General features: G+C 54.7%; 14 protein-coding genes and 1 riboswitch. Of the genes, 4 read left to right on the forward strand and 10 right to left on the reverse strand.

Annotated features, from left to right (window positions below):
• The first annotated feature begins 7 nt into the window (after positions 1-7).
• Complete coding sequence (locus JJQ72_RS19490) at positions 8-202, forward strand: hypothetical protein (protein ID WP_208204695.1); 195 nt, start codon at positions 8-10, stop codon at positions 200-202.
• On the opposite strand, the gene thiD is transcribed toward JJQ72_RS19490, so the two are convergent.
• Together thiD and tenA are read right to left on the reverse strand one after the other, a co-directional pair.
• A complete protein-coding gene (gene thiD, locus JJQ72_RS19495) occupies positions 199-1,071 on the reverse strand; it encodes a bifunctional hydroxymethylpyrimidine kinase/phosphomethylpyrimidine kinase (RefSeq protein ID WP_208204696.1) in 873 nt (290 codons plus the stop codon). The two genes, JJQ72_RS19490 and thiD, sit on opposite strands and share 4 nt — an antisense overlap.
• A gap of 40 nt (positions 1,072-1,111) precedes the next feature.
• Positions 1,112-1,798 (reverse strand): thiaminase II, encoded by a 687-nt coding sequence (gene tenA, locus JJQ72_RS19500; RefSeq protein WP_208204697.1) that lies wholly within the window; start codon positions 1,796-1,798, stop codon positions 1,112-1,114.
• A gap of 210 nt (positions 1,799-2,008) precedes the next feature.
• Positions 2,009-2,112: riboswitch (TPP riboswitch) on the reverse strand.
• Positions 2,113-2,263: 151 nt separating this feature from the next.
• Here tenA and JJQ72_RS19505 point away from each other — a divergent pair.
• Positions 2,264-3,235 carry an aldo/keto reductase gene (locus JJQ72_RS19505; protein WP_208204698.1) on the forward strand — a complete coding sequence of 324 codons (972 nt, stop codon included), beginning with the start codon at positions 2,264-2,266 and terminating at the stop codon, positions 3,233-3,235.
• A gap of 151 nt (positions 3,236-3,386) precedes the next feature.
• Here JJQ72_RS19505 and JJQ72_RS19510 read toward each other — a convergent pair whose 3' ends face one another.
• From JJQ72_RS19510 to JJQ72_RS19520, 3 genes are all read right to left on the reverse strand, one after another.
• Positions 3,387-4,568: a YhgE/Pip domain-containing protein gene (locus JJQ72_RS19510; RefSeq protein ID WP_481856873.1), complete on the reverse strand. Its 1,182-nt coding sequence runs from the start codon at positions 4,566-4,568 to the stop codon at positions 3,387-3,389.
• A gap of 27 nt (positions 4,569-4,595) precedes the next feature.
• Complete coding sequence (locus JJQ72_RS19515; protein WP_208204700.1) at positions 4,596-5,246, reverse strand: TetR/AcrR family transcriptional regulator; 651 nt, start codon at positions 5,244-5,246, stop codon at positions 4,596-4,598.
• 218 nt (positions 5,247-5,464) lie between these two features.
• Positions 5,465-6,877, reverse strand: coding sequence for a sulfatase family protein (locus JJQ72_RS19520; protein ID WP_208204701.1), 1,413 nt, complete (start codon positions 6,875-6,877; stop codon positions 5,465-5,467).
• A gap of 53 nt (positions 6,878-6,930) precedes the next feature.
• Here JJQ72_RS19520 and JJQ72_RS19525 point away from each other — a divergent pair, with 53 nt between their 5' ends.
• Positions 6,931-7,812: an AraC family transcriptional regulator gene (locus tag JJQ72_RS19525; RefSeq protein ID WP_208204702.1), complete on the forward strand. Its 882-nt coding sequence runs from the start codon at positions 6,931-6,933 to the stop codon at positions 7,810-7,812.
• A 94-nt stretch (positions 7,813-7,906) separates the two neighbouring features.
• Here the strand turns inward: JJQ72_RS19525 and JJQ72_RS19530 are convergent, their stop codons facing one another.
• The 5 genes from JJQ72_RS19530 to JJQ72_RS19550 form a co-directional block, all read right to left on the reverse strand.
• Complete coding sequence (locus JJQ72_RS19530) at positions 7,907-8,791, reverse strand: NAD(P)-dependent oxidoreductase (RefSeq protein ID WP_208204703.1); 885 nt, start codon at positions 8,789-8,791, stop codon at positions 7,907-7,909.
• Between the two features lie 131 nt (positions 8,792-8,922).
• Positions 8,923-9,729: a phosphonate ABC transporter, permease protein PhnE gene (gene phnE, locus JJQ72_RS19535; RefSeq protein ID WP_208204704.1), complete on the reverse strand. Its 807-nt coding sequence runs from the start codon at positions 9,727-9,729 to the stop codon at positions 8,923-8,925.
• Positions 9,730-9,746: 17 nt separating this feature from the next.
• Complete coding sequence (gene phnE, locus JJQ72_RS19540; protein WP_138224793.1) at positions 9,747-10,562, reverse strand: phosphonate ABC transporter, permease protein PhnE; 816 nt, start codon at positions 10,560-10,562, stop codon at positions 9,747-9,749.
• Complete coding sequence (gene phnC, locus JJQ72_RS19545; protein WP_138224792.1) at positions 10,555-11,337, reverse strand: phosphonate ABC transporter ATP-binding protein; 783 nt, start codon at positions 11,335-11,337, stop codon at positions 10,555-10,557. Before phnC ends, phnE (JJQ72_RS19540) begins: the two co-directional genes overlap by 8 nt.
• A gap of 120 nt (positions 11,338-11,457) precedes the next feature.
• Complete coding sequence (locus JJQ72_RS19550) at positions 11,458-12,573, reverse strand: phosphate/phosphite/phosphonate ABC transporter substrate-binding protein (RefSeq protein WP_347880779.1); 1,116 nt, start codon at positions 12,571-12,573, stop codon at positions 11,458-11,460.
• A 232-nt stretch (positions 12,574-12,805) separates the two neighbouring features.
• Between JJQ72_RS19550 and JJQ72_RS19555 the strand changes: the two genes are divergently transcribed.
• The gene (locus tag JJQ72_RS19555; RefSeq protein ID WP_243896275.1) at positions 12,806-14,449 is read left to right on the forward strand and encodes a bifunctional metallophosphatase/5'-nucleotidase; all 1,644 of its coding nucleotides are present in this window, start codon (positions 12,806-12,808) and stop codon (positions 14,447-14,449) included.
• The last annotated feature ends 477 nt before the right edge of the window (positions 14,450-14,926 follow it).

The raw sequence follows: 14,926 nt of genomic DNA on the forward strand, positions 1-14,926 counted from the left end.
GCGCGGATTGTACAATACCTCAGGATCGGTTTTTTGCAAAAAAAAACGCTGCCCGGCTTCCTCCCCTGACGCCTTGCGCCCGGTCCGCGCCGCAGCAGCAAAAAGGCTTGCCGGCATCAAGTCCGGCAAGCCTTTCATTGTCGTGCTCTCACTGCAGCGGTATACCCGCCCGAAAGAGAAGTCCGGGCGGGCGGCATGCTAGCTGCGCGGCTGTGCTGGCTGGCGCCGAGCCAGGCGGCGCTGGTACGCCCAGTGATTGGTCGGCCCGTGGCCTCCCCCGAGTCCCAGGCTGTCCTCAATGGCAGCCTGGATAAATGCCCGGCCCTCCGTCATAGCTTGCAGCGGATCAGCCCCCTTGGCGAGCCATGCTGTCACGGCTGCCGAGAAGGTGCAGCCGGTTCCATGCGTATGCACCGTGTGGATTCTTCGCCCCGAGAGCTCGGTGAAGACGTCTCCGTCATAAATCAGGTCCGTCACCTGCCGACTGTCCTCTTCGTCATGTCCGCCCTTGATCACGACGAACGCCGGACCCAGGCTGTGAATACGGCGGGCAGCTTCCTTCCGGTCCTCCGGCGTCCGGATCTCGATGCCGGCCAGCGCCTCGGCCTCCGGAATGTTCGGCGTTACGACCCGGGCAAGCGGCAAGAGCTTGTGCTTCAAGGCGTACACCGCTTCGGCTTGGAGCAGCTCTGCTCCGCCCTTTGCAATCATGACGGGATCGACCACCACGGAGCTCCATTTATATCGTCCTATGACCTCGGCGGCCGCTTCAATAATGGGAGCATTAAACAGCATGCCTGTCTTTACCGCATCTACCCCGAGATCCTGCGATACGGCCTCAATCTGGGCAGCGCATGCTTCCGGCGGGAGAGGATAGACTCCCGTCACGCCCAGCGTGTTCTGCACGGTCACGGCCGTAATGGCGGACATGCCGAAGACCTCCAGCTCCTGAAACGTCTTCAAGTCAGCCTGAATGCCGGCACCGCCCCCGCTATCCGAGCCGGCAATCGTCAAGGCGCGGGGAATATGTACCTGCTCATCTTGCAGCCTGTTGTGTATCGTGTCACTCATTAGTGTTGTCTGCTCCTTTATATGCTTCTATGGAAATATCCTAAACGACTGCTGCGGGCTGCGGAACCGGCCACTCTTCCAGGCGGAAAGCCATATCCCAGAACATATACTCCAGCTGGCAGCTGAGCATAAAGTACTCCTTCATGCGCTTCTTCTCTTCTTCTCCGGCTTGAAGCGCCCAGGCATCCAGCCGCTGACACAGCTTCGTCGTGACGCCTTCGCCCCGTGTACCATAGAAGGTAATCCAGTCATAGAACGGATGGGACGGATCGGGCTGCAGCTCTTCCATCAGCTTCGCGCCAATCTCCACATACGTCCAAGGGCAAGGCAGCAGGACAGCCATAATCTCGCCCAAGGTGCCCTCGTGCGCGACAGTCAGCATATGGCGGATGTAGTGATGTGCCGATGGCGACAGCGGGAAGCCCTGCAGCTCCTCGTAGGTGACGCCAGCCACATCGCAGAAATTGTTGTGCGGATGAATCTCGCTGTGCAGCACGAAGGAAATCTGTTCATTGAACATTGCGATTTCTTCGCGGTCACTGCACTTGGAGATGGCAATGCCGTAAATGCGCATAAACGCGTTCAAATATTCAAAATCCTGCTTTACATAATGCATCAGCTGCTCCCGGTCTAACCGGCCTTCCGCAATACCGCGGACAAAGGGATGATTAAAGATTGCCTCAAAAATAGGGTCCGCCTCTTGGCGGAGCTGTTGTGAAAAGCTCATGAGTCCCACCTCCAAATGAATTGAAGAGCAGGAAGTCCGTGCAGGCCTATACAAGAAGGTGAACCTGATCCCGCCGTGACGCTCTTTCGGACAAGAGCTCACACCCGCCGCCCGGATCTAATTATAAAAGCCGCTCCCGTAAGCGGGAGCGGCTGTGTATCCATGCTGTGTCTGCTCGCGTGTTCCTCGATCAAAGGCACACTGCAGACCGGACGGCCGGCTCCACTTTCCTACGCTAGTGCGAACTAGATCAGGTTCAAAGGGTCCAGGATATGCTCCTGTCTCAGCCGCTGACGGCTCCCCTAGTGGACTTCCTATTCTATTGCCTCTACTCTACCCAGAAATAGCCATTCTGTCAATTCCCGGATGAATATCCTCCGCCTTGTTCAGGAGAGGAACATTTGAACGCAGCTCCTTCCAGGCGATATACTAGGCTTGTCTATCACGTTAGAAGGAGAGGATTGTATGCAGAGCAGAAGACTTGGCAGCAGCGGGCTGCACGTATCTGTACTGGGCCTGGGCACGAATGCTTTTGGCAAAAGAGCGGACAAGAACACCTCGATCTCCACCATTCACTGTGCGCTGGATCACGGAATCACCTTCCTGGACACCGCTAATATTTATGCGGGCACCGAATCCGAAGCCATCATCGGGGCTGCCTTGACAGGGCGGCGTCAGGACGCCGTCCTGACGACCAAGGCAGGTCTTCCCCGCGGAGCAGGTCCCGGAGAACGCGGCTCCTCGCGGCATCATCTGATGAGGGAGCTGGAGGGCAGCCTGAAGCGGCTGCAAACTGATTATGTCGATCTTTATCAGATCCATACCTTTGATCCGGACACCCCGCTGGATGAAACACTGCGCACATTGGATGATATGGTATCCTCCGGCAAGGTTCGCTATATCGGGGCATCCAATTATGCAGCCTGGGAGCTGATGAAGGCACTCGGCATCAGTGATCAGAGGGGATATCTTCGCTACAGCTCTATTCAGACCAGCTACTCTCTTGCAGACCGCACACCGGAGCGGGAGCTGGTTCCGCTCTGCCTCGATCAGGGGCTGGGCATCATTCCATATTTCCCGCTGGCCGGAGGCATATTGACCGGGAAATATAATGACGGCGGGACGCCGTCCGGCTCCAGAGCCGACACCGATCCCAACTTCAAACGGTTTTTGCAGGAGCGCAATCTGAATCTCGGGCAGCAGGTGAGCCGGCTGGCAGAGGAGCATGGTGTCACGCCGAGCGCGCTGTCTCTGGCCTGGCTTATGGCGCGCCCTGCGGTATCAAGCGTGATCGTTGGTGCAACCTCTCCCGCCCAGGTAGAGCGTAACCTGGACAGCCTGGAGCTGCAGCTTGAATCCCAGCTTTCAGAGCAGCTGGACCAGATCAGCCAGCCGTTCGTCTACGGCGAGCCGTTCGCCTCATACCGGCTGTCCTAGCGGCGATGGCGTCTGAAAGGCAGTCAGGCGTCGCGGCAAGGATATGGCGGCTGCGCTACACACCTCCCGCCGCAGGCAATTACACAATAAGCACAGCCGCCCCTCAAAGGAATTCGCTTTGGGGAGCGGCTGCTTTTTGTAGATCCTGCGCTTAGCCTTGAAGGGATTTCTGGTCTGCCGCCGCAAGCGGCTTATAGACAGATAGCATAATGACTCCCGCACTTGCGAGTCCAATCCAGGTTAATACGGAAATCTGACTCCAGCTAAGACCCTGGTCAAAAAAGAACAGCTCTCGCAGCCCTTCTACCAGAAACCGCATCGGCAGCCAGGAATAAATCCATTCCCGGTAAAAGCTGGACATGAGTTCAGGCGCCAGCGTCATCAACGGAATGCCGAAGAACAGCATAAGGGCGAATATCGAAATTCCCTGCAGCCCAAGCCAGGATACCACCGCGGTTTGCAGAAGACAGAAGCTGATAAAGGCTATGGTTAGAAACCAGGCCGTATCTGTGTATTGAGGGATAGCAAATCCGACCATATCCCTTGCCAGCCAGGTCAGCCCGAAGCCTACTCCAATTCCAGCAGCTGCAGTAATTCCGATTTGGTAAACTTTTGACAGCAGCCTTTCGTTTAACGTTCTGGCTTGTGCCTTCCGCAGTGCGATGTAAAGGATGGCGGCACTCGCAATGCTTGCCATCCAGAGTGGCTGCAGCAGAGATACTGGTGCATTTCCGTTGGCACTTTGGGTTCCGGTTTCATTGACGTTGATGACTTGCTTTTGGATAGGAGAAGCCAGCAGTGAGGCCTGCTTCGCAGTCAATAATGCATTTTGAGCGTCAAAGCCTGATAAAAGCTGCTCCCGAACAGATACGTTCATTTTGTCAACGATGCCGCCCAGCGCCTGTCCTGCCAGGGTGGAGGCTGCAGGATTCATGCCTTGGTTAATATAAATGATAATTTCTGAGGCGGCAGGCTGCTCTGTACGCAGTGAGGCTTGCTTTTGACTGAAGTCTCCAGGGATGACCAAGGCGGCGTAATATTCCTGATCATCAAGACCTTCTTTAACTTCTTCTTCACTTCCCACTTCAATCCAGCGAAATGCTTCAGCCTGAGCCGGGTTCGCAGAGGTCATCTGCTCGATCATCTCCACCATGGTGGACCCCATATTCATTTCAGGCTGGTTCGGTAATTGAAATCCTTCATCCTCATTGACAAGGGCAACCGGCAATTGAACAGGCTGAACCTTTGCCGATGGAAACAAGGTTAAGGAGAATACAAAAATAACTAATAGCGCAACAACAGGCACGATGAGCCCCACTTTATTTTTGAACAAATTCATATTCGCTCCTCCTTAGCTCTCTTAATGATGGCTCGAAATACCGTTCATGATAAATTGCACTGCCGCTTCAACCTCATCGTCCTCGATTCTTGACTGCTGCAGCACGACGAACCGGGATGCAAGAAAGCCGCCAATGAACGTAAATACCATTCGGACCAGAACCGTAGTCTCCACATCCCTCAGCTCACCTCGTGCTTGATACGAAGCAATAACCTTCGACAGGCGCGGAACAACTTCCGATGCAAAATAAGGGAGCAGCTCATTCTTGAGATCCTCTTTGTAAATAAATTCTTTAATCAGCACTTGAAAAACCTCACGATTCTCGGCTGCAAATGCCACACGATTCTTCAGAAACGCAGTCAGAAATTGTTCAAATGTCATGTGCTGGTTGCTGCTTCTAATCTCTTGAATAATCTCGTCCGCCTTGGCGGGAAGAAAATCCTTGGCATAGGGAATGACCAGGGATAGAAGGAGTCTTTCTTTGGTTCCATATTGCTTGAAAATACTGGCCTCTGACACCTCCGCCTTCTTGGCAATCTCCGCTGTAGAGGTGTTGGAGTAGCCTTTCTCTGCAAACAGTGAAATGGCCGCTTCCACCACGCGTTCCTGCTTTACCGTCAGCTTCGCCTTCTGCTGCGAGGATAAAATCTCTTGAAATAAATTCTGGTTCATTGAGTCACCTTCCGTTCATTAACTGGAGTGAATGCTTAAATCATCATAAAGTGAGTGATTACTTACTTTTTAAGTTATATCACGAAACAGTTCACCTGGCAATAGTAAAAGTGAGTACTTACTTTTATGCGGAATCAAAAAAAACCGCTCTCGATGAGCGGTCAGCGGCTTAGCGCTTACCCGCACCCAGCGAGGCGGTGTGGTTAGACATGTAGAACCTACCCGATCTCTTCCACCGGCTCATCCAGCACCTGAAGCTGCAGCTGTCTCAGCTCCTGCTTCAGCTTCACAGTAATGTCCCGGTACTTCTCTTGTCCATACACATTGTTCAGCTCGTAAGGGTCCTCGTGCAGATCGAACAGCTCCCACTCTGGCGGCCGGTTCTCCTCCACCGAGCCTGTCGTTCCCAGCGCCTCGGCGTAATAATAAATCAGCTTGTAGCGCTCGGTACGAATGCCGTAATGGGAATACACCTCATGATGCTTGTCTAAATGCATCCAGTATCTGTAATACATGGAGGTGCGCCAGTTCTCAGGAGTTTCTCCCTCCAGGATCTTGCGCAGGCTGACACCCTGCATATCCTCAGGGATGTCAATACCGGCCAGATCCAGGAATGTGCATGGAAAATCGACATTGAGCGCCATCGAGGACGTTATGCTGCCGGGCTGGATCATGGCCGGATAGCGGACGACAAATGGCATGCGCAGTGATTCTTCGTACATAAACCGTTTGTCATACCAGCCATGATCCCCCAGGAAAAAGCCTTGGTCCGACGTGTAAATGACGAGCGTATTCTCCGCCAGGCCTTCGGCCTCCAGGTAATCCAGCAGCCGCCCCACGCTCTCGTCAATCGAGGCAACACAGCGTAAATAATCCTTGATATATCTTTGGTATCTCCATCTTTTCTGTTCCACAGGACTCAGATCCTCAGGCGGAAGCCCCTTTAGATCCTCCTCATCCTTCAGATCCCGATCAATTCGCATCTTCGCTTCTTTGGCCGCCTGTGAGCGGGTTTCGTAATCATCATAGAAGGTTGCCGGCTCCGGGATGTCGATATCTTCATAGAGATCCTTATACTTCTCCGCCGGCTGCCACGGACGGTGCGGCGCCTTGTGGTGGCACATCAGCATGAACGGCTGTGTGTCATCGCGCTGCTCCAGCCAGTTCAGGCTGAAATCTGTAATCAAGTCCGTCACATAGCCCTTGAAGCGCTTCGGCTCTCCCATCTCCAGGAACATCGGGTCATGATACTCTCCCTGGTCCGGCACTACACTCCAGTGATCGAAGCCGGTGGGGTCGGCCTCCTGGCCGTGCCCCAGATGCCACTTGCCGATAATCGCAGTCTGATAGCCATTCGCCTTCAGCATCTTGGCGACATTCGGCTGCCTGCCGTCAAAACGGTCGTGAATCGACTTGACCCCGTTTAGATGATTGTATGTTCCGCTCAGAATTGCTGCCCGGCTTGGGGAGCAGATTGAATTGGTGCAAAAGCAGTTGTCAAACCGCATTCCCTCATGGGCAATCCGGTCAATATTCGGCGTTTCATTGATGCGGCTGCCGTAGCAGCTCATCGCGTGGGACGCATGATCGTCCGACATGATAAACAATAGGTTTGGCTGAGCCTGTTTCATATTCATCACCTCGGATTGAGTATATCGGAATCCATTGTTGGCGTTGAGGTAAAATGTTACGATTATTGTATATACTCACACTGGATCTGAAGGAGCTGAGCTGCGTGCTGACCGTGATGAATACCACCTTTGACGACTTCACCCCGTGCTGGAGAAATCGGCTCGTTCAGGTGGAATCCAACATTTTTGTGCTGATTACGGCAGGCAGGCTTCACTATCGGCTGAATGGAGAGCCCTACACCGCGCAGAAGGGAGATCTGCTCTTCATTCCCAAAGGTACGCTGCGGGAAGCCTACAATGCCGCAGACACGCTGCATCAGAAATACGCGGTGTTCTTCAGCGGCACCCTCCCCGGCTTTGAGCTGCCCTTTCTGATCCGCTCCCGGTATCATGTACAGTCCGTGGAGCCGCTGGATCCCTTTAAAGCCTGCTTTCACTCCATGTACCGCTGCAGCCTGGACCGCAGCGAAGGCAGCCGGATCATGCAGCTTGGCTTATTTATTCAGTTTCTCGGTATGCTGGACCGCAGGCTTAAGGCGCCGCCCCTCCCCAAGCGCAAAAAAATCTTCGCCGCTCACATCGAAGACTACATTACCGCCCATTACCGGGAAAGCATCCCGCTTGCACAGCTGGCCCGCCTGATTGGACGCTCTCCGAACTATACCCTGGCCTTGTTTAAAGAGGCTACTGGCGTGACCCCGCTCGATTTTCAAATTCGGCTGCGCCTGAAGGCGGCTAAGGATTTGCTGGAGAACACTTCGATGAGCGTCAGCGCAATCGCCGACGAGCTGGGCTACTGTGACAGCTCTTACTTCAACAAAGCCTTCACCCGGCATGTCGGACTATCGCCTGCCGCCTTCCGCGCCCGCGTTAGTCCCGGTGCTGAACCGGGAGAGAGCTGGCATGGCGATGAAATGCATCGTCCCTGGGGGTAAGGGGGAGGGCTGACACCGTTTTGGGACCACGTCAAAAAAAGCATTTCCTGCGGGCTAGTGCAGAAAATGCTTGCATATAGAGCACGGTGTACAGCTACATGCTGCTGTAATAACGGATCAGCGCCTGAGTCCCTTGATCCTGATAGCCCTTCTCCGCCAGCTGGCGGTACAGCGCTTCTGCCAGCGACAGCCCCGGCGTGCTCAGGTTCATCTCCTTCGCGGATTCCAGGGCGATGCCCATATCCTTGATAAAATGCTTGATGTAGAAGCCCGGCGCCAGATCTCCTGCGATGATGCGGGGGGCCAGATTGCTCAGAGACCAGCTGCCTGCGGCCCCGCTCTCAATGCTCTTCAGCACGGTCTGCGGATCCAGCCCGGCGCTTTCGGCATACGCCATAGCCTCACACACGCCCATCATGTTGGAGGCAATTGCAATCTGATTGCACATCTTCGTATGCTGTCCCGCTCCTGCTGGCCCCTGATGTACAATCTGCCGCCCCATCAAGGACAGGATCGGGCGCAGCGCCTCTACATCCTCTGCTTCACCGCCGATCATAATAGACAGGCGGCCTTCGCGGGCACCGATATTCCCGCCGGATACCGGCGCATCCAGCGCATGCAGGCCGCGCTTGTCCGCCGCTTCCCCGATCCGGCGGGCCAGTGCGGGACTCGACGTGGTCATATCCAGTAAATAAGCTCCGTGACGGGCATTGGCAATCAAGCCATCTTCCCCTAAATACAGCTCCTCGACATCCTGCGGATAGCCTACCATTGTAAGGATGATGTCACAGGCCTGCGCCAGCTTGGCCGGTGTCTCCTGCCACACAGCGCCGCGCCCTGTCAGCTCTTCGGCCTTGGATGCGGTTCGGGTGTACACATGCAGATCATAGCCGCCTGCTAAGATATGCCCAGCCATACTGTGACCCATAACGCCCAGGCCAATAAAGCCCACGGAAGCTTGTCCCGGTGAAATAACCATGATGTATCCTCTCCTTGTTTGCGTGTACAGCGGACCTTATCAAGGGCGATGTCCCGCTGCCAGAACTCTTGCCTCCATTCTAGCACCCGCCGCAGCAACTCTTCAATTTCCTAACGCCTCTCTCGATGAGGTTATCCCTTGACGAGCTTAGCCCGAAGCTGATTCGACAAGAGCTCGATGATCAGAATAAGGACAACCAGCCCGATCAGAATCGAGCCTACCTGATCCCATTTGTACCCCCGCATCGCAAAAATCAACGGAGCCCCGATGCCGCCGGCACCCACCAGACCCAATATCGAGGCTTCCCGCATGTTCATATCAAAGCGGTAAATCATGACGGAGGCGAATACAGATAACAGCTGCGGCATCACGCCGAAGCGAATCTTGTCCAGAGTGCTGCAGCCGACCGAGGTCATCGACTCCAGCACCCGCTTGTCGAGCTCTTCGATGGCATCCACATACAGCTTTGCAAGCATACCGATTGAGGTTAACCCGATTGTCAGCACACCGGCAAAGGGACCGGGCCCCGTGACGCGGATAAACATCAGGCCATACACAAGCGCAGGAAGCGTGCGGATCATGATCAGGAGCAGTCGGGTGATCCAGGACACCGGCTTGGGCACCAGATTTGATGCCGCGAGAAAGGCGAGCGGCACCGCCAGAAAGGCACCGACGATCGTGCCCAGAAACGCAATCGCCAGCGTCTCTGCCAGCAGAAACAGCACACTTTGCCTGGACACGTTAAATAACAGCTCGGTGTCGGGATGCGTGAGTCCGTACAGAATATTTCGGGCGATAGCAAGGCCGCCCTCTTCAATGTTGCTGACATTCACAGCCGTCAGAGACCACAGAAACAGCCCGATCACGATCGCGGCGATGAAGGAAAGATACAGATGGTTTCGAGGTGCTGTCAGCAGCTGTTTTTCAATATGATTCATGAGCGTTCATGTCTCCCTTAGATCAGCTTTTTGCGGAAATGCTCGCTGGCTCGTTCGATCAGATAGACCGTCCCGATCAGCACGAGAACAATCATCCCGACCGCCGGATAATCGCGCCAGCCCAGACCTTCGTTGATCAGCAGTCCGATGCCGCCGGCACCTACAAAGCCCAGGATGGCTGCATAGCGGACGTTGCCCTCAAAGCAGTACAGCGATGTTGAAATGTATCCTGGCAGCACCTGTGGAAGGACTGCGAAGCGGAAGGCTTGAATTCTTGTCATCCCGACCGACTCCATCGCCTCGAAGGGGCTCATATCGACATTCTCGATCTGTTCATACAGCAGCTTGCCGACATAGGAGATGGTGAACAGCGTAATCGCTACCGTTCCTGCCATCGGTCCCAGGCCGAACACGAATGTGGCGATCAGGGCCGAGACCAGGGTCGGCAGGGTGCGCAGCAGACTGAGCACAATTTTGCTAATAAACGTGAGCAGCTTGGAGGGAATAATGTTGGATGAAGCCGCAAGAGCCACCGGCAGAGCCACCAGGGAGCCGATGATCGAGCCCAGCAGCGACATTTTGATCGTATCCAGCAATGGGCCCCAGATGCTGGGCAGGCTGCTCCAATCCGGTGGAATCATGTTCAGAAGAATGGTAAAAAACTCGTGAAACCGGGTCGCCAGCACACGGAAGCTGAAGCCTGTAAACTCAGCAGACCATACAGTCAGCACCAGCAGCACCAGGGCGATCAGCGGCAGGCGGGACGCTTTTTGCTGGACGGTTTTGCCGCTGGGCAAGGTGATGGTGCGGGGAGGAAAGATTTTATCAAACATAGGCTGCCTGCTCCTCCATACTGGCTTTCTCCGCCTCCCATTTGCCGCCGTAAATCTCCTGAAGGATGCTCTGCGTCACCATGGACGCCGGACCGTCGAACACAACCTCACCCTTGCGGATACCAATGATGCGGTCTGCATACTCCAGCGCGATTTCGACGTGGTGAATGTTCATGATGACAGAAATGTCCAGGTCGCGGTTAATGTTCTTGAAGTCATCCATCACAATGCGCGCCGTAACCGGGTCCAGCGAAGCGATCGGCTCATCCGCCAGGATAATATCAGGGCTCTGGGCCAGGGTGCGCGCCAGCGCCACCCGCTGCTGCTGCCCGCCGGACAGCTGATCCACCCGGATAAAGGCCTTGTCCAGAATGCCGACCTTGTCGAGCGCCTCCAGTGCCTTCACCTTTTGCAGCTTTGTAAACACGCCGGTCAGCTTGCGCCACATCGGAAGCTCTGGAACAAAGGACACGAGAACATTATTCAGCACCGTCGTCCGCGTCACCAGATTAAAAGACTGGAAGATCATGCCGATGCGGCGCCGGAATTTGCGGATATGGCGTCCTTTTAGCCTCGACACGTCCACATTATCGACTAGCAGTGTTCCTTGGCTAATCTCGTGAATACGGTTGATGCAGCGGATCAATGTTGATTTGCCCGCACCGGAGAGACCGATTACGGCCACGAATTCCCCCTGCTCAATCGTCAAATGAATGTTGCTGAGCGCAATGGTGCCGTTGGGATACGTTTTACTGACATCCATGAATTGAATCATAGGTATACTCAATCCTTTAGCCGTTATTTTGGAATTTCACGGTTTACGAAAAAAGAGAGAACATCATGATTCACGATGTCCTCCATAACGATATTCTTCCTTCTCATTGTGCTTGCTGCTTTATTTCATGCTGCGGATCAGCTCTTGAGCCTCACGTTCCCCGTCGTAATCGGAGGATTGGGCCACTTGATAGCCTTCGTGAGAATAGATCGCAATGACCTGCTTGCCTTCCTCTGTTCCCGCGATCGCCATGAACGCATCCTGAAGCGCCTTCTTCAGCTCCTCGTTCATAATCGGAGAATTCTTGCTCACGCTTACGGTATCGTTAAAAATCGGCTGGGTCACGCCAATCACATTCGTGTCTTCCCAAATGCTTGCTTTGCCGCCGTACTCGCTGGTCCACTTCTCTTCATTGTCGCGGCGTCCATCCGCATATACGACAATAATGTCAGCTTGTCCAACCGCAAGCCGGGAGAAGGAGGTGCCGTAGGAGTCCGCTTGGTTTGCTTTTGCAAGGTCGGTCAGCTTCTTGCCGTACTTCTCCTGCAGCCACAGCGTCGGATAGATATAACCGGCTGATGAAGAGGTAGACATGATGGACCAGCTGGCGCTGTTCAAATCTTCCCAGGTCAGCTCTTCTCCGTTATTGACCTTTGCTGCGAGCTCCTTTCCCTTCTCGGAAGGGCCTGCCAGAATAAGAGAACGGTAATAGGAGGCCTGCTCGTTGTCCAGCCCTTGAGTCGGCTTGTTATCATTCCATTCCTTCGCAACGTCCGAGTCGATCGAGAGTGCTTTCCGGGTTGCTGTCAGAATCACTTCTGCTCCGTCATCATACAGGGTATAGGTTCCGCCTGGAATCAGGCCGACATCTGTCGTCCCGGCGCTCAGCGCTTCGCCGACTGCTTCGTACGTAGTCCCTACGTCAATCTGCACCTCACCTACATTGTAGCCCTGTTCTGCCAGCTGACTCTTCAGCAGCTCCTTAAGCGGCTCTGTAGCGGTAATAATCTCGCCCGGATCCTTGGAAGGCACAAAGCTGACCTTGAGCGTATCTATGGACTTGCCTTCATCCTGCTTCGTAGTATCTTCAGCATTCTCTGTCTGCGTCTCTGTCGTTCCTGCTCCGTTCGAGGTACTGCCTGTGCCACTGTTCCCGCTGTTATTTCCGCCGCTGCAGGCTGTCAGCAAGCTGAAGGTCAGTATCATGCTCAGAAGCACCATCCATTTGTTCTTCACGCGAAGTCCCCCACCTTTGTATAAATTTGGTTGAATACTCTAGCAGTATACCTCCCGATTATTAAGCATTCGTCATTCCATTGTTACGAGAATGTAAAAAATGGAATGTTTTTGTAGAAAAAAAGCATTCATATGATAGTATGTCGTTAGCTACAGCTCTAGCGGCTCTTGCGAGAGCGCTTTTGGATTCTATTTTTTCCACCGTTATTCTATGGGTAAAGGAGAGAAAGGTATGGAAGATCATCGCTGTGAGGTCATCCTGCTGCAAACGAGTGATGTTCATGGCTGTTTGCTGCCGCGAAGCTATGCAGATCAAAGCGAGGTATGCTACGGACTTGCCCGGGTAGCGAGCATCATCAAGGAAGAGCGCCGCAAGCACAAGCAGGTTCTGCTCATGGACAGCGGCGACAGTCTGCAGGGCACGCCACTGACCTATTATCACGCCAGAGTGAACTCCACCCCGGCCCATCCGGTGATCGCCTGTATGAATGAGCTCGGCTATGATGCGGCAGGGATCGGTAATCACGAATTCAACTATGGCCTGCCCTATTTGGAGCGTACGATGAAGGAAGCCCGCTTCCCCTGGTTGTCCGCCAATATCCTGGATACGGCAACAGGCCAGCCGAAATTCGGCCCGCCGTACCTGATTAAGGAACTGCCGCTCGGATTGCGGATCGGGATTCTGGGCCTGACCACCTCCTACATTCCTAACTGGGAGCGCCCGGAGCATATCGCAGGGCTTACCTTTAGTGATCCGGTGGAGGCGGCACGTACCTGGGTGCACCATATGAAGGAGCATGAGCGCGCCGATGTGATCGTTGTCGCTTACCACGGCGGCTTGGAACGGGATGTCAAGACTGGAGTGCCTACCGAGCCCTTGACCGGTGAAAATGTCGGGATTGCCCTGTGTCAGCAGGTGCCGGGGATTGACGTGCTGCTGACAGGCCATCAGCACCGAAGCCTTGCCGGGTATGAGGTGAACGGCGTCTGTGTCGTGCAGCCCGGGTACGAAGGGCGCGCTCTTGGAAAAGTAACCCTGCAGCTGGCCAACGAGGGGGACGGCTGGAAGCTGCTTCACAAGCAGTCCGAGCTGGTGGGGGCAGATGATTATGAGCCGGATCCCGTGATAGAGGATAAGGTCCGCGAGGTGGAAGCCTTGACCCAGGCGTGGCTGGATCAGCCGATTGGTGAGGTAGACGGGGATCTGTCTATTCATGCTCCGGCTGAGGTCCGCCTGAGCGAGCATCCACTCATCGAATGGATCAACCGGGTGCAGATGGACGTCTCAGGCGCTGACGTGTCGTGCACAGCATTGTTTGATAACCGCTCCTCCGGCTTCGGTGCAGTGATCACGATGCGGGACCTTGTCACCTTTTACGTATATCCGAACACCTTGAAGGTGCTCCGGATCTCCGGCCGTGACCTGCGGGAGGCATTGGAGCAATCAGCACAATATTTCACCCTGGACGACACAGGGGCAATCATCGTCCACCCTGCCTATCTTGCGCCCAAGCCGCAGCACTACAATTACGATATGTGGGAAGGCATAGAGTACACGCTCGACATTTCCAGGCCTGCCGGGCAGCGGGTCACCCGCCTGGAGCATAACGGCCGCCCCGTCGTAGATCATCAAGCTTTTGACGTCGTCATGAACAACTATCGCGCGAGCGGCGGAGGCAACTTTGAAATGTTCCGGGACAAGCCCGTGGTCAAGGATATTCCGATGGATATGGTGGAGCTGCTAGCTGATTACATCACCAGCCACGGCCGCATCACCGCCAGCGTGAACCACAACTGGCTAGTGGTCGGCGGGCACTCCCCCGCGCCGGACTTGGCGCGGGGGAGTGCGGAAACCCGCACTCGTGCCGGGCGCTGATTGAATGCGAAAATCCGAACTCGTTGCGCTGCTGGGACGGTTCTGGAGCCAACGAATGCGAAAAACCACACTCATTGCGCCGCTAGGACGAGTCTAGAGCCAACGAACGCGAAAAACCACACTCATTGCGCCGCTGTGGCGGGTCTAGAGCCAACGAATGCGAAAATCCGAACTCGCTGCGCCACTGTGGCCGGTCTGGAGTAAATGAACACGAAAAACCGAACTCGTTGCGCCACTTTGGCGGGTCTGGAGTAAATGAACTCGAAAAACCGAACTCATTCTGCCGCTGGGACGGGTCTGGAGCCAACAAACTCGAAAATCCGAACTCGTTGCGCCGCTGTGGCGTGTCTGGAGTAAATGAACATGAAAAACTGAACTCGTTGCGCCGCTATGGCGGGTCTGAAGTAAATGAACGCGAAAAACCGAACTCGTTGCGCCGCTGTGGCGGGTCTGGAGTAAATGAACTCGAAAAACCGA

This window comes from Paenibacillus sp. F411, from assembly GCF_017582705.1.
Classification (GTDB): Bacteria; Bacillota; Bacilli; order Paenibacillales; family Paenibacillaceae; genus Paenibacillus_AQ; species Paenibacillus_AQ algicola.

Excerpts from the sequence above, each read along its gene's own strand:
- thiD (WP_208204696.1), bottom strand. The coding sequence starts at position 1,071 with ATGAGTGACACGATACACAACAGGCTGCAAGATGAGCAGGTACATATT.
- tenA (WP_208204697.1), bottom strand. The coding sequence starts at position 1,798 with ATGAGCTTTTCACAACAGCTCCGCCAAGAGGCGGACCCTATTTTTGAG.
- JJQ72_RS19505 (WP_208204698.1), top strand. The coding sequence starts at position 2,264 with ATGCAGAGCAGAAGACTTGGCAGCAGCGGGCTGCACGTATCTGTACTG.
- JJQ72_RS19515 (WP_208204700.1), bottom strand. The coding sequence starts at position 5,246 with ATGAACCAGAATTTATTTCAAGAGATTTTATCCTCGCAGCAGAAGGCG.
- JJQ72_RS19520 (WP_208204701.1), bottom strand. The coding sequence starts at position 6,877 with ATGAAACAGGCTCAGCCAAACCTATTGTTTATCATGTCGGACGATCAT.
- JJQ72_RS19525 (WP_208204702.1), top strand. The coding sequence starts at position 6,931 with ATGTTACGATTATTGTATATACTCACACTGGATCTGAAGGAGCTGAGC.
- JJQ72_RS19530 (WP_208204703.1), bottom strand. The coding sequence starts at position 8,791 with ATGGTTATTTCACCGGGACAAGCTTCCGTGGGCTTTATTGGCCTGGGC.
- phnE (WP_208204704.1), bottom strand. The coding sequence starts at position 9,729 with ATGAATCATATTGAAAAACAGCTGCTGACAGCACCTCGAAACCATCTG.
- phnE (WP_138224793.1), bottom strand. The coding sequence starts at position 10,562 with ATGTTTGATAAAATCTTTCCTCCCCGCACCATCACCTTGCCCAGCGGC.
- phnC (WP_138224792.1), bottom strand. The coding sequence starts at position 11,337 with ATGATTCAATTCATGGATGTCAGTAAAACGTATCCCAACGGCACCATT.
- JJQ72_RS19555 (WP_243896275.1), top strand. The coding sequence starts at position 12,806 with ATGGAAGATCATCGCTGTGAGGTCATCCTGCTGCAAACGAGTGATGTT.